This is a genomic window from Bacillus cereus group sp. MYBK108-1, from assembly GCF_051917185.1.
Taxonomy (GTDB): Bacteria; Bacillota; Bacilli; order Bacillales; family Bacillaceae_G; genus Bacillus_A; species Bacillus_A cereus.
This window is the reverse complement of sequence record NZ_JBQAHZ010000003.1, coordinates 314,498-329,731: the sequence shown is the minus strand read 5'-3', so window position 1 is coordinate 329,731 and position 15,234 is coordinate 314,498. Positions and strand designations below refer to the sequence as shown.

The window sequence follows — 15,234 nt, the reverse complement described above, 5'->3', positions numbered from 1 at the left end:
AATTCCTTTTCCGGTTTCCCTTGTATATCCCCAATATACCCCTTTTGCTGGATAAGGGTCGTTTATAGAAAAAGAGCACTCTATTTTACGTAGAGTGCTCTTTATTATTCCGCTATTTGCCGGGCAGTAAAACCTCAATTGATTAAAGTTTCACTTTATTATTTTTTAGGCGTTAATCCTAATTTCTTTAAAATATCTGCCAGTGTACCGCTTTTGGATTTTTCTACAGGTGTTTGTGATTTAGATGTATCTGGCCCTTTTTTCAAGAAGTTCTTTTCAACGAAGCGAATATCTTTTTCGTCGACAATACCATCTTTATTAAGATCTCCGTCTTTTACAGTTAGTCCTTTTTTACCATAGTTGCTAGCAATAATTTCAGCATCTTTAATATCGATTACTTTATCACCATTTACATCGCCGGCAAGGTTTTCGTCAGGTCTTGCATAATAATATTGGCCAAGCAGCTTACCGTCTTTTTCAGTACCAAGTTTCGTTGTTAGGCGGCTTGTTAAATGTCCTGGCACCTCTACATATAAGTTATAGTCGCGTTTATTAACTGAAAGTCCATTTAGTTTGAAGTATCCGTATTTATCTAGTGAGCCTTCAAACTTATGACGGTAAGAATCAGTCGCATATACTTTTACGCCAAGCTTTGTATAATCGAACTTTTCATCTGAATATCCGCGTTCATTTAAGAATGCACCAGGTTTAATATTTCCTTCTACTAATGAGTTTAAGGACATAACTGAGAATGTTTGATCTTGAAGTACACGCATTCTATTTGGTTCTGATTCACCTTGTTTCCAGTAAACAAAAATTGGTGATTCTAATTGAGCGTTTGCTTCATAAAACTCATCATTTTCTACTTTGAAAGTTACATCAATGAACGGGAAATCACCATCTAATCCAGCGAAATTTTTGTCATCGATAGCTCCGCCAACTGTAACAGAGCCTGCCTCTAGTTTCGGTTCATTTACTTTTGCGGTTACCCCTTTTTGGGAAAGTAGCTTTTCAAAAGCAGGATTAAATTTCGCATTTCAATAACATTGTGACAAAAAATATTGAGAAACATTTTTTTATGACAGATTATTTTGTTTTGATTTTGAGTGGAAAATAGCATGAAAAATAGGATAAACATAATAAAATAAAGGTTGAGAAAAAATAATTGATAAAAATATAGAAGGATAATAAAGCGTTTTCAATGAATATTCGTCAAAATTCGATATTTTACACGGAAATGTGAAGAAAAACTAACGTTTTTAAGAAAAAAACGAATATTTTTTATAAATTAACAAGGATATTGCAGTTTTTCGCAGAAATAGTTAAAGTATAAAAAATTCTGTCATCTAAGTGAGGTGAGCATATTGAGTGTAATAAATTGTGAAGAAGTGAAACGAGATGAGTTTCATACAGAAAAGTACTATGAAAGTTATAACATCTTTGGCGCACATGTTGTGACGGAAGATGAGATTCAAGGGGTACGATTTACAGTGTGGGCTCCTCATGCGAAAGCAATGAGTGTTGTTGGAGATTTTAATGAGTGGGATTATGAGCAACATAAAATGCTACAAGTGACAGAAGAAGGCATTTGGTCCTTGTTTATACCGCATATTGAAGAAGGAGAAATATATAAATATGCGATTGAAACGTTGGCTGGTGACGTCATTTTAAAGGCAGATCCGTATGCTGTATATGCAGAAGTAAGACCGAATACGGCATCTGTAGTTTTTGATATAAAGGGATATGAATGGAATGATAAAAACTGGACTCGTAAGAAAAAGAAAAAATCGATTTATAAAGAAGCGATGACAGTTTATGAATTGCATTTTGGTTCTTGGAAAAAGAAAGAAGATGGAACACTGTATTCTTACAGGGAAATGGTAGAAGAACTCATTCCATATGTGGTGGAACATCAATTTACACATATTGAAATTATGCCGCTTGTTGAGCATCCATATGATCGTTCTTGGGGATATCAAGGAACGGGATATTATGCAGCGACGAGTAGATTTGGTACACCGCATGATTTAATGTATTTTGTCGACGAATGTCATAAATATGGAATCGGTGTCATTTTAGATTGGGTGCCGGGGCATTTTTGTAAAGATGCTCACGGTTTATATTTGTTTGATGGCACACCGACCTATGAATATAAAGATAAAGATGTACAAGAAAATCCAGTATGGGGAACTGTCAATTTTGATTTAGGAAAGAGAGAGGTACGTAATTTCTTAATTTCAAATGCGTTATTTTGGATGAGATATTTCCATATTGATGGTTTCAGAGTAGATGCAGTTGCGAACATGTTGTACTGGAATAAAGAAGGACAAGAGCAAAGTAATGAGCATGCTGTTTCATTTTTAAGAGAGTTAAATGAAGCAGTGTTTGCAGAGGATGAAGATTTTCTTATGACGGCAGAAGATTCAACAGCTTGGCCACTTGTAACAACTCCAACGTATGAAGGTGGGCTTGGATTCAATTACAAATGGAACATGGGCTGGATGAATGACGTGCTGAAATATATGGAGTGTGCGCCTGAATATAGGAAACACATTCATGAGAAAATGACGTTTTCTTTGCTATATGCGTACTCTGAAAACTTCATATTACCGCTTTCTCATGATGAAGTCGTTCATGGGAAAAAGTCGTTATTAAATAAAATGCCAGGTGATTACTGGGATAAGTTTGCTCAGCTTCGTTTATTATATGGATATTTCTTTACTCACCCAGGAAAGAAATTACTTTTCATGGGAGGGGAATTCGGACAGTTTGATGAGTGGAAAGACCTTGAAGATTTAGATTGGAATTTACATGATTTTGAAATGCATCGTTATATGCATGATTACTTTAAAGAGCTCATAGCATTGTATAAGCGCTCAAAACCACTTTGGCAGCTTGATCATTCGCCTGAAGGTTTTCAGTGGATTGATGCTAATAATAACGAGCAAAGTATTTTCTCGTTTATCCGCCAAGGGGATAAACAAGAGGATGCGTTAGTTATCGTATGTAATTTTACGAAAGCTACATATGAAAACTATAAAGTAGGTGTACCAGATTTCGAGTATTATAACGAGATTTTAAACAGTGATGCACAGCAATATGGCGGTTCGGGGCAAGTGAATAAGAAACGTCTTAAGACGATTCTAGAACCGTACCATAATCAAGCAGCACATGTAGAGATTACAATTCCACCATTTGGCGTATCCATATTACGACCAGTGAAGACGAGAAAGGGGAGCAAAAAACAAGATGGCTCAAAAACAAAAGTGCGTAGCAATGTTACTAGCAGGGGGAAAAGGTAGTCGATTAAGTGCATTAACAAAAAATTTAGCCAAGCCAGCTGTTCCATTTGGTGGTAAATATCGCATTATTGATTTTACGCTAAGTAACTGCGCAAATTCTGGTATTGAAACGGTTGGGATTTTAACGCAATATCAACCACTAGAACTTCATAATTATATCGGAATCGGCAATGCATGGGATTTAGACCGAGTAAGCGGTGGAGTCACAGTATTACCTCCTTATGCGGAGTCTTCAGGTGTGAAGTGGTACACAGGTACGGCAAGTGCCATTTATCAAAACTTAAACTATTTAAGTCAATATGAACCAGAGTATGTTCTTATTTTATCAGGCGACCATATTTATAAAATGGATTACAGTAAGATGCTAGATTACCATATTGAGAAAGAATCGGACGTATCCATTTCTGTTATTGAAGTACCTTGGGATGAAGCGAGTCGCTTTGGCATTATGAATACAAATGAAGAAATGGAGATTGTTGAGTTTGAAGAGAAACCACAATTTCCAAGAAGTAATCTTGCATCAATGGGAATCTATATTTTTAATTGGTCAATTTTGAAAGAGTATTTAGAGATGGATGCAAGAAACCCTGAATCTAGTAACGATTTCGGAAAAGACGTACTTCCGCTTTTATTGGATGAAGGGAAGAAGTTAATGGCGTATCCGTTTGAAGGATATTGGAAAGATGTTGGAACGGTGAAGAGCTTATGGGAAGCGAATATGGATTTGCTTCGCGATGAAACATCACTGAATTTAAACGATCGTAATTGGCGTATTTACTCTGTCAATCCAAACGAACCGCCTCAATATATTGCTGAAAAGGCGAAAGTAGAAGAATCGCTTATTAACGAAGGATGCGTCATTGAAGGGGACGTGAAGCATTCTGTGTTATTCCAAGGAGTGACGGTGGAAGAAGGAAGTATGGTGATTGATTCTGTCGTTATGCCAGGGGCTAAGATTGGTAAAAATGTTGTGATTGAAAGAGCGATTGTTGGATCAGAAATGGTTATCGAAGATGGAACAATCATTCGTCCAGAAAAGAATGTTGACGATGTAGTATTAATTGCTGAAGGGAAATAGAAAAGGGGGATGAAATGAATGGGAGAAAAAATGTTAGGAATTATTAATGCAACGGGAAGTTTTCCTTCCTTAAAGAAAGTAACAGGGCATCGTTCACTAGCGGCGTTACCGTTTGGGGGCCGTTATCGACTCATTGATTTCATGCTTTCAAATATGGTGAATTCTAGTATTCATAGTGTGGCAGTTTTTACAAGCCATAAAAATCGTTCGTTAATGGACCATGTTGGTTCAGGAAAACAGTGGGATTTAGATAGAAAACGAGACGGACTATTTTTATTCCCGCCAAACTGCCAATGTGACCAAGATGAATTTGGGTCTTTTGCACACTTTAGAAGACATATTGATTATTTTCTAAGAAGCAGAGAAGAGTACGTTGTTATTACGAATAGCCATCTCGTAACAGCATTAAATTTTCAAGCGGTGTTAGAGCGACATATACATACGGCAGCTGATATTACAGAAGTTTGCCATGCAGGGGTTTCGCTTCAAACATACGTGTTAAAGAAACAATTATTGTTAGACTTATTTGAGTCATATAAAGGTGTGGAACAATACAGTTTATTTGATGTAGTGAGAGAAAAGCGCGGGAAATCATTACACATTGCTACATATGAACATACTGGATATGTAGCAATTATTGACTCGATTGAAAGTTACTATAAACATAGCTTAGAAATTTTGCAACCTGCTATTTGGAAGCAATTATTTAAGAAAGAAGCACCGATCTTTACGAAAGTAAAAGATGAGCCACCAACTCGTTATTTAAAGGGTGCAGTCGTGAAAAATACAATGATTGCAAATGGCAGTATTATTGAAGGGGAAGTCGAAAACAGTGTTGTTTCCCGTTCGGTTAAAATTGGAAAAGGTTCAATTATTCGTAACAGTATTATTATGCAAAAGAGCCAAATTGGAGATAACTGTATAATAGACGGTGTTATTATTGATAAAGACGTGAAAATTGGCGACGGTGTCGTATTAAAAGGAAGCGCCGATGAGCCGTATGTTGTAGAAAAAGGAAGCGTACAAAACAGTACGATTAATAGTTATTCCTAAAGAATCAGTGGGGGCTTTTTCCTCCACTGATTAAAGTTTTAATTTAAATGAAAACTCGAAGGGAGGAAGCTGCAAGAGGAGTAATAAAAACTTTTCGCGCAGTGGGACAACAAGTGAATATTTTATTTGCAGTATCAGAATGTGTACCGTTTGTGAAATCGGGAGGATTAGCTGATGTAGCGGGTGCGCTCCCAAAAGAGCTAAAAAAATTAGGAGTGGACGTTCGTATTATACTTCCGAATTATAGTCTCATTCCGCAAAAGTTAAGAGATGGATGTACGTTACATAAAGTAATTAACGTCCCTCTTGGGTGGAGAAATCAATATTGTGGAATTTTAAAAGGTGAGCAAGACGGAATTACGTATTACTTAATAGATAATGAATATTATTTTAAGAGAGATTCTCTGTATGGTCATTACGATGACGGAGAGCGTTTTTCTTATTTCTCAAAAGCAGTGTTAGAGTGTATTCCGCACCTTGATTTTGAAGTGGATGTTCTTCATAGCCATGATTGGCATACGGCTATGGTTAATTTCTTACTTCGTGAAAAGTATCAAGATAACCCGTTATATGAGCGTATTAAAACGGTATATACGATTCATAACTTGCAGTTCCAAGGTGTATTTCCTCCTGAAGTGATGTACGACTTGTTAGAGCTTGGTGATGAATATTTTCATAGTGAGCAGCTAGAGTTTTATGGAAACGTAAACTTTATGAAAGGCGGTATTATTGCTTCGGATCAAATTACAGCGGTGAGCCCAACGTATAAAGAAGAAATTCAATATGAATTTTTCGGTGAGAAGTTAGATGGATTACTGCGAAAATATAATGATAAGCTTAGCGGCATTGTAAATGGTATTGATACGAGCGTATATAATCCAGAAACGGATTCGTATATTAAGGCCCAGTATGATGCAGAGTCATTATATGAAAAGAGTGAAAATAAACGCGCCTTGCAGCGTTATTTTGGTTTGCCAGAAAAAGAGGATACACCAATTATTTCAATGGTAACGAGATTAACGAAGCAAAAAGGTCTTGATTTAGTACGTACTGTATTCCGCGAAATAATGGAAGAAGATGTACAATGTATTATTTTAGGTTCAGGTGATTCGGAATATGAGCAATTCTTTGAGTGGATGGCATATGAGTATCCGGAGAAGGTAAAAGTTTATATCGGATTTAATGAAGAATTAGCTCACCAAGTGTATGCGGGAAGCGATTTGTTTTTAATGCCATCGCTGTTTGAACCGTGTGGACTTGGACAACTTATCGCATTAGCATACGGTACGATTCCAATTGTAAGAGAAACAGGTGGGTTAAACGACACGGTACATTCTTATGATGAAGAAACTGGAGAAGGAAATGGTTTCAGTTTCACGAATTTTAATGCACATGACATGCTGCATACGATTCATCGTGCAATTGAATTCTATCATGATAAACCAGTGTGGGAGCAGCTTGTAAAACAAGCGATGACTGAAGATTATAGCTGGGAGCAATCGGCTCTTGCTTATAAGGAATTGTATAAAAGTCTCATGGAATAACATGTAGGTGGTGAAAAAATGTTTACTCATGTTGAAAGTTTTAAATCAACTTTTCTAGAAAAGTTAGAGACGATGTATGGTAAAAGTTTTAAAGATTCTACAACTCGTGATCAATATAATACACTCGGCCATATGGTACGTGAGTATATGAATAGTCAATGGATTGCAACGAACGAGAGTTATCGATCCGGAGAGCAAAAGCAAATGTATTACTTGTCTATTGAGTTTTTGCTTGGACGTTTGCTTGGAAGTAACATCTTGAATTTAGGTATTCGAGATGTATGCGAGCAGGGGTTATCTGAACTAGGGATTTCATTACAAGAGTTAGAAGAAGTGGAAGCAGATGCAGGCCTTGGTAATGGTGGGCTTGGACGCTTAGCAGCCTGTTTTCTCGATTCACTCGCATCTTTAAACTTACCAGGACACGGCTGTGGAATTCGTTATAAACATGGTTTGTTTGATCAGAAAATTGTTGATGGTTATCAAGTTGAATTTCCAGAACAGTGGCTTCTTCATGAAAACGTATGGGAAGTAAGAAGGTATGATCAAGCTGTAGAAGTAAGTTATTTCGGCAGTGTTGAACCGCTAGAAATTGACGGGCGTTTAGAGTTTAGGCATACAAATGCAGAAGTCATTATGGCCGTGCCATATGATGTGCCGGTAGTTGGCTATGAGACGAGTACTGTAAATACACTTAGACTTTGGAATGCTGAACCAGTTCCTTTCCCGCAAAACTGCAAAGATATTTTGAAATATAAGCGTGAAACAGAGGCTGTATCGGAGTTTTTATATCCAGATGATACGCATGATGAGGGAAAAATACTTCGTTTAAAACAACAGTATTTCCTCGTATCAGCAAGTTTGCAAAATATCGTTCGAATGCATAGAGAAAGATATGGTGACCTTCGTCAACTACATGAAAAAATTGCGATCCACATTAACGATACACATCCGGTTTTAGCAATTCCGGAACTGATGCGTATTTTACTAGACGAAGAAAAGTTAGCATGGGAAGAAGCTTGGCACATAACGACGCAGACGATTTCTTATACGAATCATACGACGTTATCAGAAGCGCTCGAAAAGTGGCCAATTCACATTTTTAAACCGTTATTACCGAGAATTTATATGATTATTGAAGAGATTAATGAACGTTTCTGTCATGAACTGTGGGAACAGTATCCGTATGAGTGGGATCGTATTGAAGCAATGGCGATTATTGCACATGACCTTGTGAAAATGGCTCATTTAGCGATTGTCGGTAGCCATAGCGTAAACGGTGTAGCAAAAATTCATACGGAAATATTAAAGCAGCGGGAAATGCGATTGTTTTATGAATTTTATCCAGATAAGTTTAATAATAAGACGAATGGAATTGCTCATAGGCGCTGGCTTATGAAAGCAAATCCACAGTTAACAAATCTCATTTCAGAGGCGATTGGAACGGAGTGGAAGAAAGAACCGATTAAGCTTCAAGAGCTACAATTAGTTCAATATGATGCGGGTTTCCAAGAGAAATTTGCAGAGGTAAAACAAGAGCGTAAAGAGATTTTAGCGGAGCGTATTCATAATACAATGGGGATTACCATTGATCCAAATTCTATTTTTGATGTGCAAGTGAAAAGATTACATGCTTATAAACGACAATTATTAAATGTTCTTCATATTTTATATTTGTATAACCGTTTGAAAGAGGATGCTAGTTTTACATTTTATCCGCGTACTTTTATTTTTGGAGCGAAAGCATCACCTGGCTATTATTACGCGAAAAAAATTATTAAATTAATAAATGAACTCGCAAGAAAAGTAAATAATGACCCGTATGTCAGTCAATATATGAAAGTTATCTTTCTAGAAAACTATCGAGTTTCTTTAGCTGAAGATATATTCCCAGCAGCGGATGTAAGTGAACAAATTTCAACGGCGAGTAAAGAAGCATCGGGAACAGGTAATATGAAATTTATGATGAATGGTGCGATTACACTCGGAACGCTAGACGGTGCTAACGTTGAAATAAAAGACCGGGTCGGTGAGGATAACTGTTTTATTTTCGGTTTAACAGCCGAAGAGGTTCTTCATTACTATCAAAATGGTGGGTATCGTGCAAGTGATTATTATCACCACAATAGGCACATTAAAAAAGTAGTTGATCAATTAACAAATGGTTTCTTTGCACAATCGGGAGCTGAATTTGAAGCGATTTACGATTCTCTCGTTATTCAAAACGATGAATATTTCGTTCTGCGAGATTTTGGTCCGTATGCTGAAAGACAAGAAGCTGTTGGTAGAGCTTATGAGAACCGAACGAAGTGGCTAGAAATGTCTATTTTAAATATTGCACAGTCTGGTCATTTTGCGAGCGATCGAACGATTTTGCAGTACAGTAATGAAATTTGGGGTATCGGTAATGCAGTTAAACAGTTTTAAAGAGGTTGCTATATTGGGAGATATATTATCGATTTACCAACAAAAATGGATATTAATAAATAAAACGAGCTTAATAAAATTAAGCTCGTTTTATTTATTTTGCTTAAGAAAGAAATGGAACAGTGGTATATATGATACCTGCCCCATCATACTCTCCTGTCGCAAAGTATGAAAATGTAAAGAAACCTGTAACCGTAAAAATTACAATAAGAAAAAGTGCGAAGATAAATTTTAACATGTAAGGTCCCCTCATCCAAAAATAACTTCATACATTATTATAGTATACGAATATTTTATTTCCAATTGTTTACTGGTTAAAAATGAGAAGTCAGACATGTTTTGTATGTTGTAATGGAATGATTATTTGTAATGGATTTTGTGTTTTTTGTAAATGTCATGTTGTGATGGACGTGTGCATACTCCCAATCATGATCATTAAAATTTATGTTTCGGGGAGGGAGAAGTGGGACGACATCGAACAAGTTGACGAAACGAAAGCTACTAGCTACTTGTAGTTTATAATAATTTCGAAAAGCGATATCTCCTACTTTTGGAGAAGCGAATGTATAAAGTCCATACTGTGCGAAGGCAGTATTTATACGTGCATCTAATATGTGTAATGTGGCAAGCGCGCCACCTAGACTATGCCCAGTAGCTAGCAGTTTTTTATGTGCTGGCAATGATACGAGCATATCCATAATAGAATCACGACAAGACTCATAAATAGAGAGAAAACCGTTATGGACATTTCCGCCATTTAAAGCATAAGGATAAGGTTTTTGATTGACGAGAGAATCAATAATCCAATCTGGATCTGTTTGAGTGCCTCTGAAGGCAACAATAATTGTATCCTCAGATTCTAATATAAATCCGAACCATTCTGTTGTTTGAATGGCCTTTCCTTGAAAACCTTGTACATATTGAAAACCATCTGGTATTTCGAAAATGCCATTTTGTTTATATTGTTCATACGTTAACTCACAACAAGAAGCTAACAGTATGGCAGTGTCTTTATCAAAGGATAAAGGAGTACGCATTAAGGAAGCCCTCCTTAAGAAAAAGTATAGTTTAATATATGCAGTGAGGAACTTGATTCATTCTTTTGGAAAAAGTGCTTGAACCTACAGCTACGTGAGGGAGTATGATTTTTGTAAACATATTGTTAGGAGGAGTGTAAGATGAGCAAAAAGGAAGGCTGTTCAATTGGTGAGTTTTCAAAGAGAACAGGCACATCAATACGGACACTACAATATTACGATGAAATTGGACTACTTAAACCTGAAAAGAATGTTAGCTCTGGTCACCGTTTGTACAAAGGAAAAGATATATTAGAGCTACAGAAAATAGTGAGTCTTAAAGTATTAGGATATAGTTTAGAAGAAATACGCGTTATGCTGAAAATGCCAAGTTTGAATGTAAATTTAAAAGAAACGTTGGAACAACAAAGAAAAGCCTTTGAAGAAAAGAGAAGACACATTGAAGTTTCGATAAAGGCGCTTGAACGAACAATGGTATGTCTTGAGGAAGATGAAGAGTTGGATAGTGACATATTAATGAGTCTAATTAACAGCATTCAAAAAGAAAACGAACAACGTTTATGGCTTGAAGGATATGTATCAAAAGACTTGGCTGATGGATTATATAATAAGTCGGAAGAAGAGCGCATAGCACTTGATAAAGAGTTTGTGCGTTTAGCAAAAGAAGTGAAAAGGTTATTTGGAAGACAAATTGAGGATTCAGAAGTGCAAAAATTGGTTGATGAACATATGAAGGCGACTCTTAAGTATGTTGGTGAAGAGACAATGTATTCTTTAGGTAAATTAGAGAATGTAGAAGAACAATATAATAATATGATGCCATCTCCTTACAAGGAAGAAGAAGAGACATGGCTTAATGAAGCGATGGAGTATTATATGATTCGAAATGGTATGTATAGCCCTCCGCAGTAAAAATAAAGTGCTATAGTCATAAACTTTAGAGAAATGCCTCCGATGTTTTTTTGCATTGGAGGCATTTTTTACTCTTTTCCATCTAAAAGGTGAACAAGGCCACCTAATATACTACTTTCACCAGTACTTTATAATGCTGGGCTTGTAAGAGGTTTGAAAAAATAGCCTGTATATATTTGAACGATGATTACCTATTTACTTGTGTTTGTTCGCACTATATACCGAAAATTTCGGGAAACGAAACATATTATTTATCTGTTTGTTTTTGCTTTTTTTTCAAATACTCCGCACGTAATTGTTCAAGTTTCTGCTTTTTATCAAATTTGGCAGGTTTCTGTTTTTCATGGAACTTTGCCACAGCTACCTGACTTTTGGAATCCAATTGATATTTTCCCACTTTGTTCACCTACTTTTCTTGTCTCTAAAGAGAATCTATTCAACAAATATAATATACCTTATTTTCCTGAAGTAAACCTTATTACTTTATTTTAACTGCTTTTTCTCGTTTGTAGACGTAAATTAAAACACCCTTTCACTGCATTACTGCAAGTAAGGGTGTTTTAATTTTATTATTTTATTAGTTGATGGCCATGCCTACATAAGGGCACAGTTTACTCTTTCCCATCTAATAAACGACCAAGTCCACCTAATACACTACCTTCGCCAGTACTTTGCGCTGCTGGGCTTGTAAGGCGTGCTGCTAAGCGGCTAAGTGTTAAGGACTGAATCCAAACTGTTCCAGGACCTTCTAATGTTGCGAAGAATAAACCCTCGCCGCCAAATAGAGCTGTTTTTACTTTACCGACGAACTCGACATCATAGTTAATGTCTTTTGTCATAGCAACGAGACAACCTGTATCAATGCGAAGTTTCTCACCAGGTTTTAATTCACGTTTATATACAGTTCCACCTGCGTGCATGAAAGCAAGGCCATCACCTTCAAGTTTCTGCATGATGAAACCTTCACCACCGAAGAAACCAGTTCCTATTTTTTTCGTAAATTCAATTCCGATGGAAACACCTTTTGCGGCACAAAGAAAGGCATCTTTTTGACAAACTACTTTTCCTTGATACTCTGTTAAATCTACAGGAATAATTTTACCAGGATAAGGAGCAGCAAATGAGACGTGGCGCTTGCCGTGACCTGTATTTGTAAATACAGTCATAAACATACTTTCGCCTGTAACGAGACGTTTACCAGCGCCCATTAATTTTCCGAATAAACCTCCAGATGGGCCAGAACCATCACCGAAGATTGTTTCCATTTCTATGTAATCTTCCATCATCATCATTGCGCCAGCTTCTGCGATCACGCTCTCTTCTGGATCTAACTCAATTTCAACAAACTGCATATCATCGCCATATAACTTATACTCGATTTCGTGTGCTCTCATTTTTTTCACCTCGTATGTAATAGATACTTATATTGTACAGAATTTAATAGGATTAGAATACTTTAGTTTTGTTAATTTTCAAATAAAGTGGAACCAGCCAAAACTGATTATCAGCTCCCGCCAATCAAGCTGCCCACAAATGGCGGGATAATATATGAATATGGAAATTCAACATTATATTAAAATTATAAAAAAATGGTGGAATGAAAGTGTTCTCATTTGACGTTTTGGATATAGCGTGATATAGTGAAATCACTATTGAGCTACATAATGTGGTACGGAAATAAAGCACGTTGAATTAAAGGCTGTAAGCTTGTTATACATTCATGTCCTTTATATCCACCTTTTCATGTGGATTCATAGTTTCATTTTTATTTAGGAGGTACATGACATGCAAACAGGTAAAGTTAAATGGTTCAACAGCGAAAAAGGTTTCGGTTTCATCGAAGTTGAAGGTGGAGACGATGTATTCGTTCACTTCTCAGCTATCCAAGGTGACGGATTCAAAACTTTAGAAGAAGGTCAAGAAGTTTCTTTCGAAATCGTTGAAGGTAACCGTGGACCACAAGCTGCTAACGTTACAAAAAACTAATTAGCTAGCGATAAAAAGCATTCCGATTTTCGGAATGCTTTTTTTTATTCTTTGGAACTAGATTCATTTGAAGATAATTCACCTTTGAAGGTACGTTCTTCAAAATCATCAAGCATTTGTTCATATTCTTCATGCTCTTCTGTAGCGAAAACTTGTGGGTTTTTCCCGTACATATCCGTACCGATAAAGTTTTCAAAATCCTCCACGTAGCCTACGTTTTCTTCACTATTTACATACATGCCATTATAGTTTTTTGAATCTTGTCTTTCTAAATCAGACGGCGTTTCAGATGTTCCGTAATTTGCGACATCTTGCCACGCATCTTCCGCATCGTACTCAACAGAATTGTCCTCATCATGCTTGTGGAAAGAAGGAGACAACACTTCTTCTTCAACTGGTCGTGTATTCATATTTAACTTATTTGTCGCGTGCTGGATGCATGTTGTAGCAGTCGGCATTGCTTCCAATCTTTCAAATGGAATCTCTTCGCCAGACACTTCGCAAATGCCGTACGTACCCGCTTCTATTTTTTGCAAGGCATGTTTCGTGTCCTCAAGCTGTTTATGCCAAAGTTCAATAAGCCCGAAGTCTTTTTCCCGTTCATATAGCTCTGTAGCCATATCACCTGGATGGTTGTCATAGCTAGACAGTTCTCCTACTGAGTCACGTTCAGAAGCACGATCTGTATTTTCATGAGTTTGTATCGTTTGCTCTAGTTCTTGTTTTTGTTTTTCTAAAATGGATTTAAATTGACCTACTTGTTGTGGAGTTAACATAGTCGTCCACCTTCCTACAATTCAGTTTCTTTACATAGTATGAGCGTTGAGAGTAGGAATTATGAGATGAATTTTAGATATGAAAAAGGAGCCGCATAAGCAGCTCCTTTTATAGAAAGTATCCAAGTAATAATCCGATTCCCATTAGGAAACCGAAGATTGTATTTGTTTTTGCTGTTGCAATCATCGCAGGTACCATTTCCATCGGAATGCTTTTGCCGATAAAGCCTTTCGTCGCTTTAAATGCTTTCGGCGCACTTAAAAATACGATAAGCATCCATGGTGATACGATGCCCACGATAATTAAAGCAATTGTCCAAATGTAGGAAACGATGAACATCGAAGCAAGTACACCAACCGCTCGCTCGCGTCCAACGAGAATTGCTAACGTTTTACGACCGTTTTCTTTATCGCCATCCAAGTCACGAATATTATTGGCTAGTAAAATGGCACCAATTAAAATGGAGCTTGGAATAGATAGTAAAATGACTTCTGATGTTACAGTTCCAGTTTGAATAAAGAATGAAATCCCAATAATAATGACACCCATAAATAATCCGGCTGTCAACTCTCCAAATGGTGTATATGCAATTGGAAGTGGGCCACCTGTATAAAGGTAAGCAACGGCCATACAAACAAGACCGATTGCAGCAAGCCACCAGCTAGAATTTATACAAATATAAACACCTAATAGTATTGCGATGCCGAAAAATCCAAATGCTAAGTTAAGCACTGTTTTTGGCTGAATGCCATCGCGAACGATAGCGCCGCCGATACCAACTGAACCTTCGTGATCGAGTCCTCTTTTATAATCAAAGTATTCATTAAACATGTTTGTTGCTGCTTGAATGAGAAGACAAGCAAGAAGCATCATAAGGAAAAGAGGAAGATGTATTTGATTTATACCTCCGACCTGCATCGAATATGCTGTTCCGATGAAAACAGGTACGAAAGCGGCTGTTAATGTATGGGGACGTAGTAAACTCCACCAGATGCGCCAGCCTGTTTGCTTACTTGGCTTTGGCGCCGTAGGAGAGGAATTCGTTTTGACGTTCATTTCCATGTTGAATCCTCCTTTGGTCACATATTGTACACAACTAAGTGTAGAAAAAGCATCAT

Annotated in this window: 13 protein-coding genes and 1 pseudogene; 7 read left to right on the top strand and 7 right to left on the bottom strand. The window is 36.9% G+C overall.

Features of this window, described 5'->3' with window-relative positions; translation table 11 throughout:
* Positions 1–158: 158 nt before the first annotated feature.
* Positions 159–1,037: pseudogene (locus tag ACTFSL_RS08110) on the bottom strand (dockerin type I domain-containing protein); the annotation flags it as partial.
* Between the two features lie 327 nt (positions 1,038–1,364).
* On the opposite strand from ACTFSL_RS08110, the gene glgB reads away from it, so the two are divergent.
* The 5 genes from glgB (at position 1,365) to glgP (ending at position 9,404) form a co-directional block, all read left to right on the top strand.
* Positions 1,365–3,302 (top strand): 1,4-alpha-glucan branching protein GlgB, encoded by a 1,938-nt coding sequence (gene glgB, locus ACTFSL_RS08105; protein WP_000111405.1) that lies wholly within the window; start codon positions 1,365–1,367, stop codon positions 3,300–3,302.
* Positions 3,250–4,380: a glucose-1-phosphate adenylyltransferase gene (gene glgC / locus ACTFSL_RS08100; protein ID WP_000057619.1), complete on the top strand. Its 1,131-nt coding sequence runs from the start codon at positions 3,250–3,252 to the stop codon at positions 4,378–4,380. Before glgB ends, glgC begins: the two co-directional genes overlap by 53 nt.
* A gap of 18 nt (positions 4,381–4,398) precedes the next feature.
* Positions 4,399–5,433, top strand: a complete 1,035-nt coding sequence (gene glgD, locus ACTFSL_RS08095; RefSeq protein ID WP_440041470.1) for a glucose-1-phosphate adenylyltransferase subunit GlgD — start codon at positions 4,399–4,401, stop codon at positions 5,431–5,433.
* A 113-nt stretch (positions 5,434–5,546) separates the two neighbouring features.
* Positions 5,547–6,977 (top strand): glycogen synthase GlgA, encoded by a 1,431-nt coding sequence (glgA, locus tag ACTFSL_RS08090; RefSeq protein ID WP_023901191.1) that lies wholly within the window; start codon positions 5,547–5,549, stop codon positions 6,975–6,977.
* Positions 6,978–6,995: 18 nt separating this feature from the next.
* Positions 6,996–9,404 carry a glycogen phosphorylase gene (gene glgP / locus ACTFSL_RS08085; protein ID WP_440041469.1) on the top strand — a complete coding sequence of 803 codons (2,409 nt, stop codon included), beginning with the start codon at positions 6,996–6,998 and terminating at the stop codon, positions 9,402–9,404.
* Between the two features lie 103 nt (positions 9,405–9,507).
* Here the strand turns inward: glgP and ACTFSL_RS08080 are convergent, their stop codons facing one another.
* Positions 9,508–9,642: a hypothetical protein gene (locus ACTFSL_RS08080; protein WP_000911075.1), complete on the bottom strand. Its 135-nt coding sequence runs from the start codon at positions 9,640–9,642 to the stop codon at positions 9,508–9,510.
* A 76-nt stretch (positions 9,643–9,718) separates the two neighbouring features.
* Complete coding sequence (locus ACTFSL_RS08075; RefSeq protein ID WP_001260111.1) at positions 9,719–10,441, bottom strand: lipase family protein; 723 nt, start codon at positions 10,439–10,441, stop codon at positions 9,719–9,721.
* A 141-nt stretch (positions 10,442–10,582) separates the two neighbouring features.
* Here ACTFSL_RS08075 and ACTFSL_RS08070 point away from each other — a divergent pair, with 141 nt between their 5' ends.
* Positions 10,583–11,353 carry a MerR family transcriptional regulator gene (locus tag ACTFSL_RS08070; protein WP_000037216.1) on the top strand — a complete coding sequence of 257 codons (771 nt, stop codon included), beginning with the start codon at positions 10,583–10,585 and terminating at the stop codon, positions 11,351–11,353.
* 247 nt (positions 11,354–11,600) lie between these two features.
* Here the strand turns inward: ACTFSL_RS08070 and ACTFSL_RS08065 are convergent, their stop codons facing one another.
* Positions 11,601–11,750 (bottom strand): hypothetical protein, encoded by a 150-nt coding sequence (locus ACTFSL_RS08065; RefSeq protein WP_000521637.1) that lies wholly within the window; start codon positions 11,748–11,750, stop codon positions 11,601–11,603.
* Positions 11,751–11,964: 214 nt separating this feature from the next.
* Positions 11,965–12,747 carry a TIGR00266 family protein gene (locus ACTFSL_RS08060; RefSeq protein WP_001201257.1) on the bottom strand — a complete coding sequence of 261 codons (783 nt, stop codon included), beginning with the start codon at positions 12,745–12,747 and terminating at the stop codon, positions 11,965–11,967.
* A gap of 391 nt (positions 12,748–13,138) precedes the next feature.
* Between ACTFSL_RS08060 and cspD the strand changes: the two genes are divergently transcribed.
* Complete coding sequence (gene cspD, locus ACTFSL_RS08055; protein WP_001193054.1) at positions 13,139–13,339, top strand: cold-shock protein CspD; 201 nt, start codon at positions 13,139–13,141, stop codon at positions 13,337–13,339.
* Between the two features lie 44 nt (positions 13,340–13,383).
* On the opposite strand, the gene ACTFSL_RS08050 is transcribed toward cspD, so the two are convergent.
* A complete protein-coding gene (locus tag ACTFSL_RS08050; RefSeq protein WP_000957396.1) occupies positions 13,384–14,115 on the bottom strand; it encodes a yteA family sporulation protein in 732 nt (243 codons plus the stop codon).
* A 109-nt stretch (positions 14,116–14,224) separates the two neighbouring features.
* On the bottom strand, positions 14,225–15,178 hold the full coding sequence (locus ACTFSL_RS08045; protein WP_000425766.1) for a 1,4-dihydroxy-2-naphthoate polyprenyltransferase: 954 nt from the start codon (positions 15,176–15,178) through the stop codon (positions 14,225–14,227).
* Positions 15,179–15,234 lie beyond the last annotated feature (56 nt).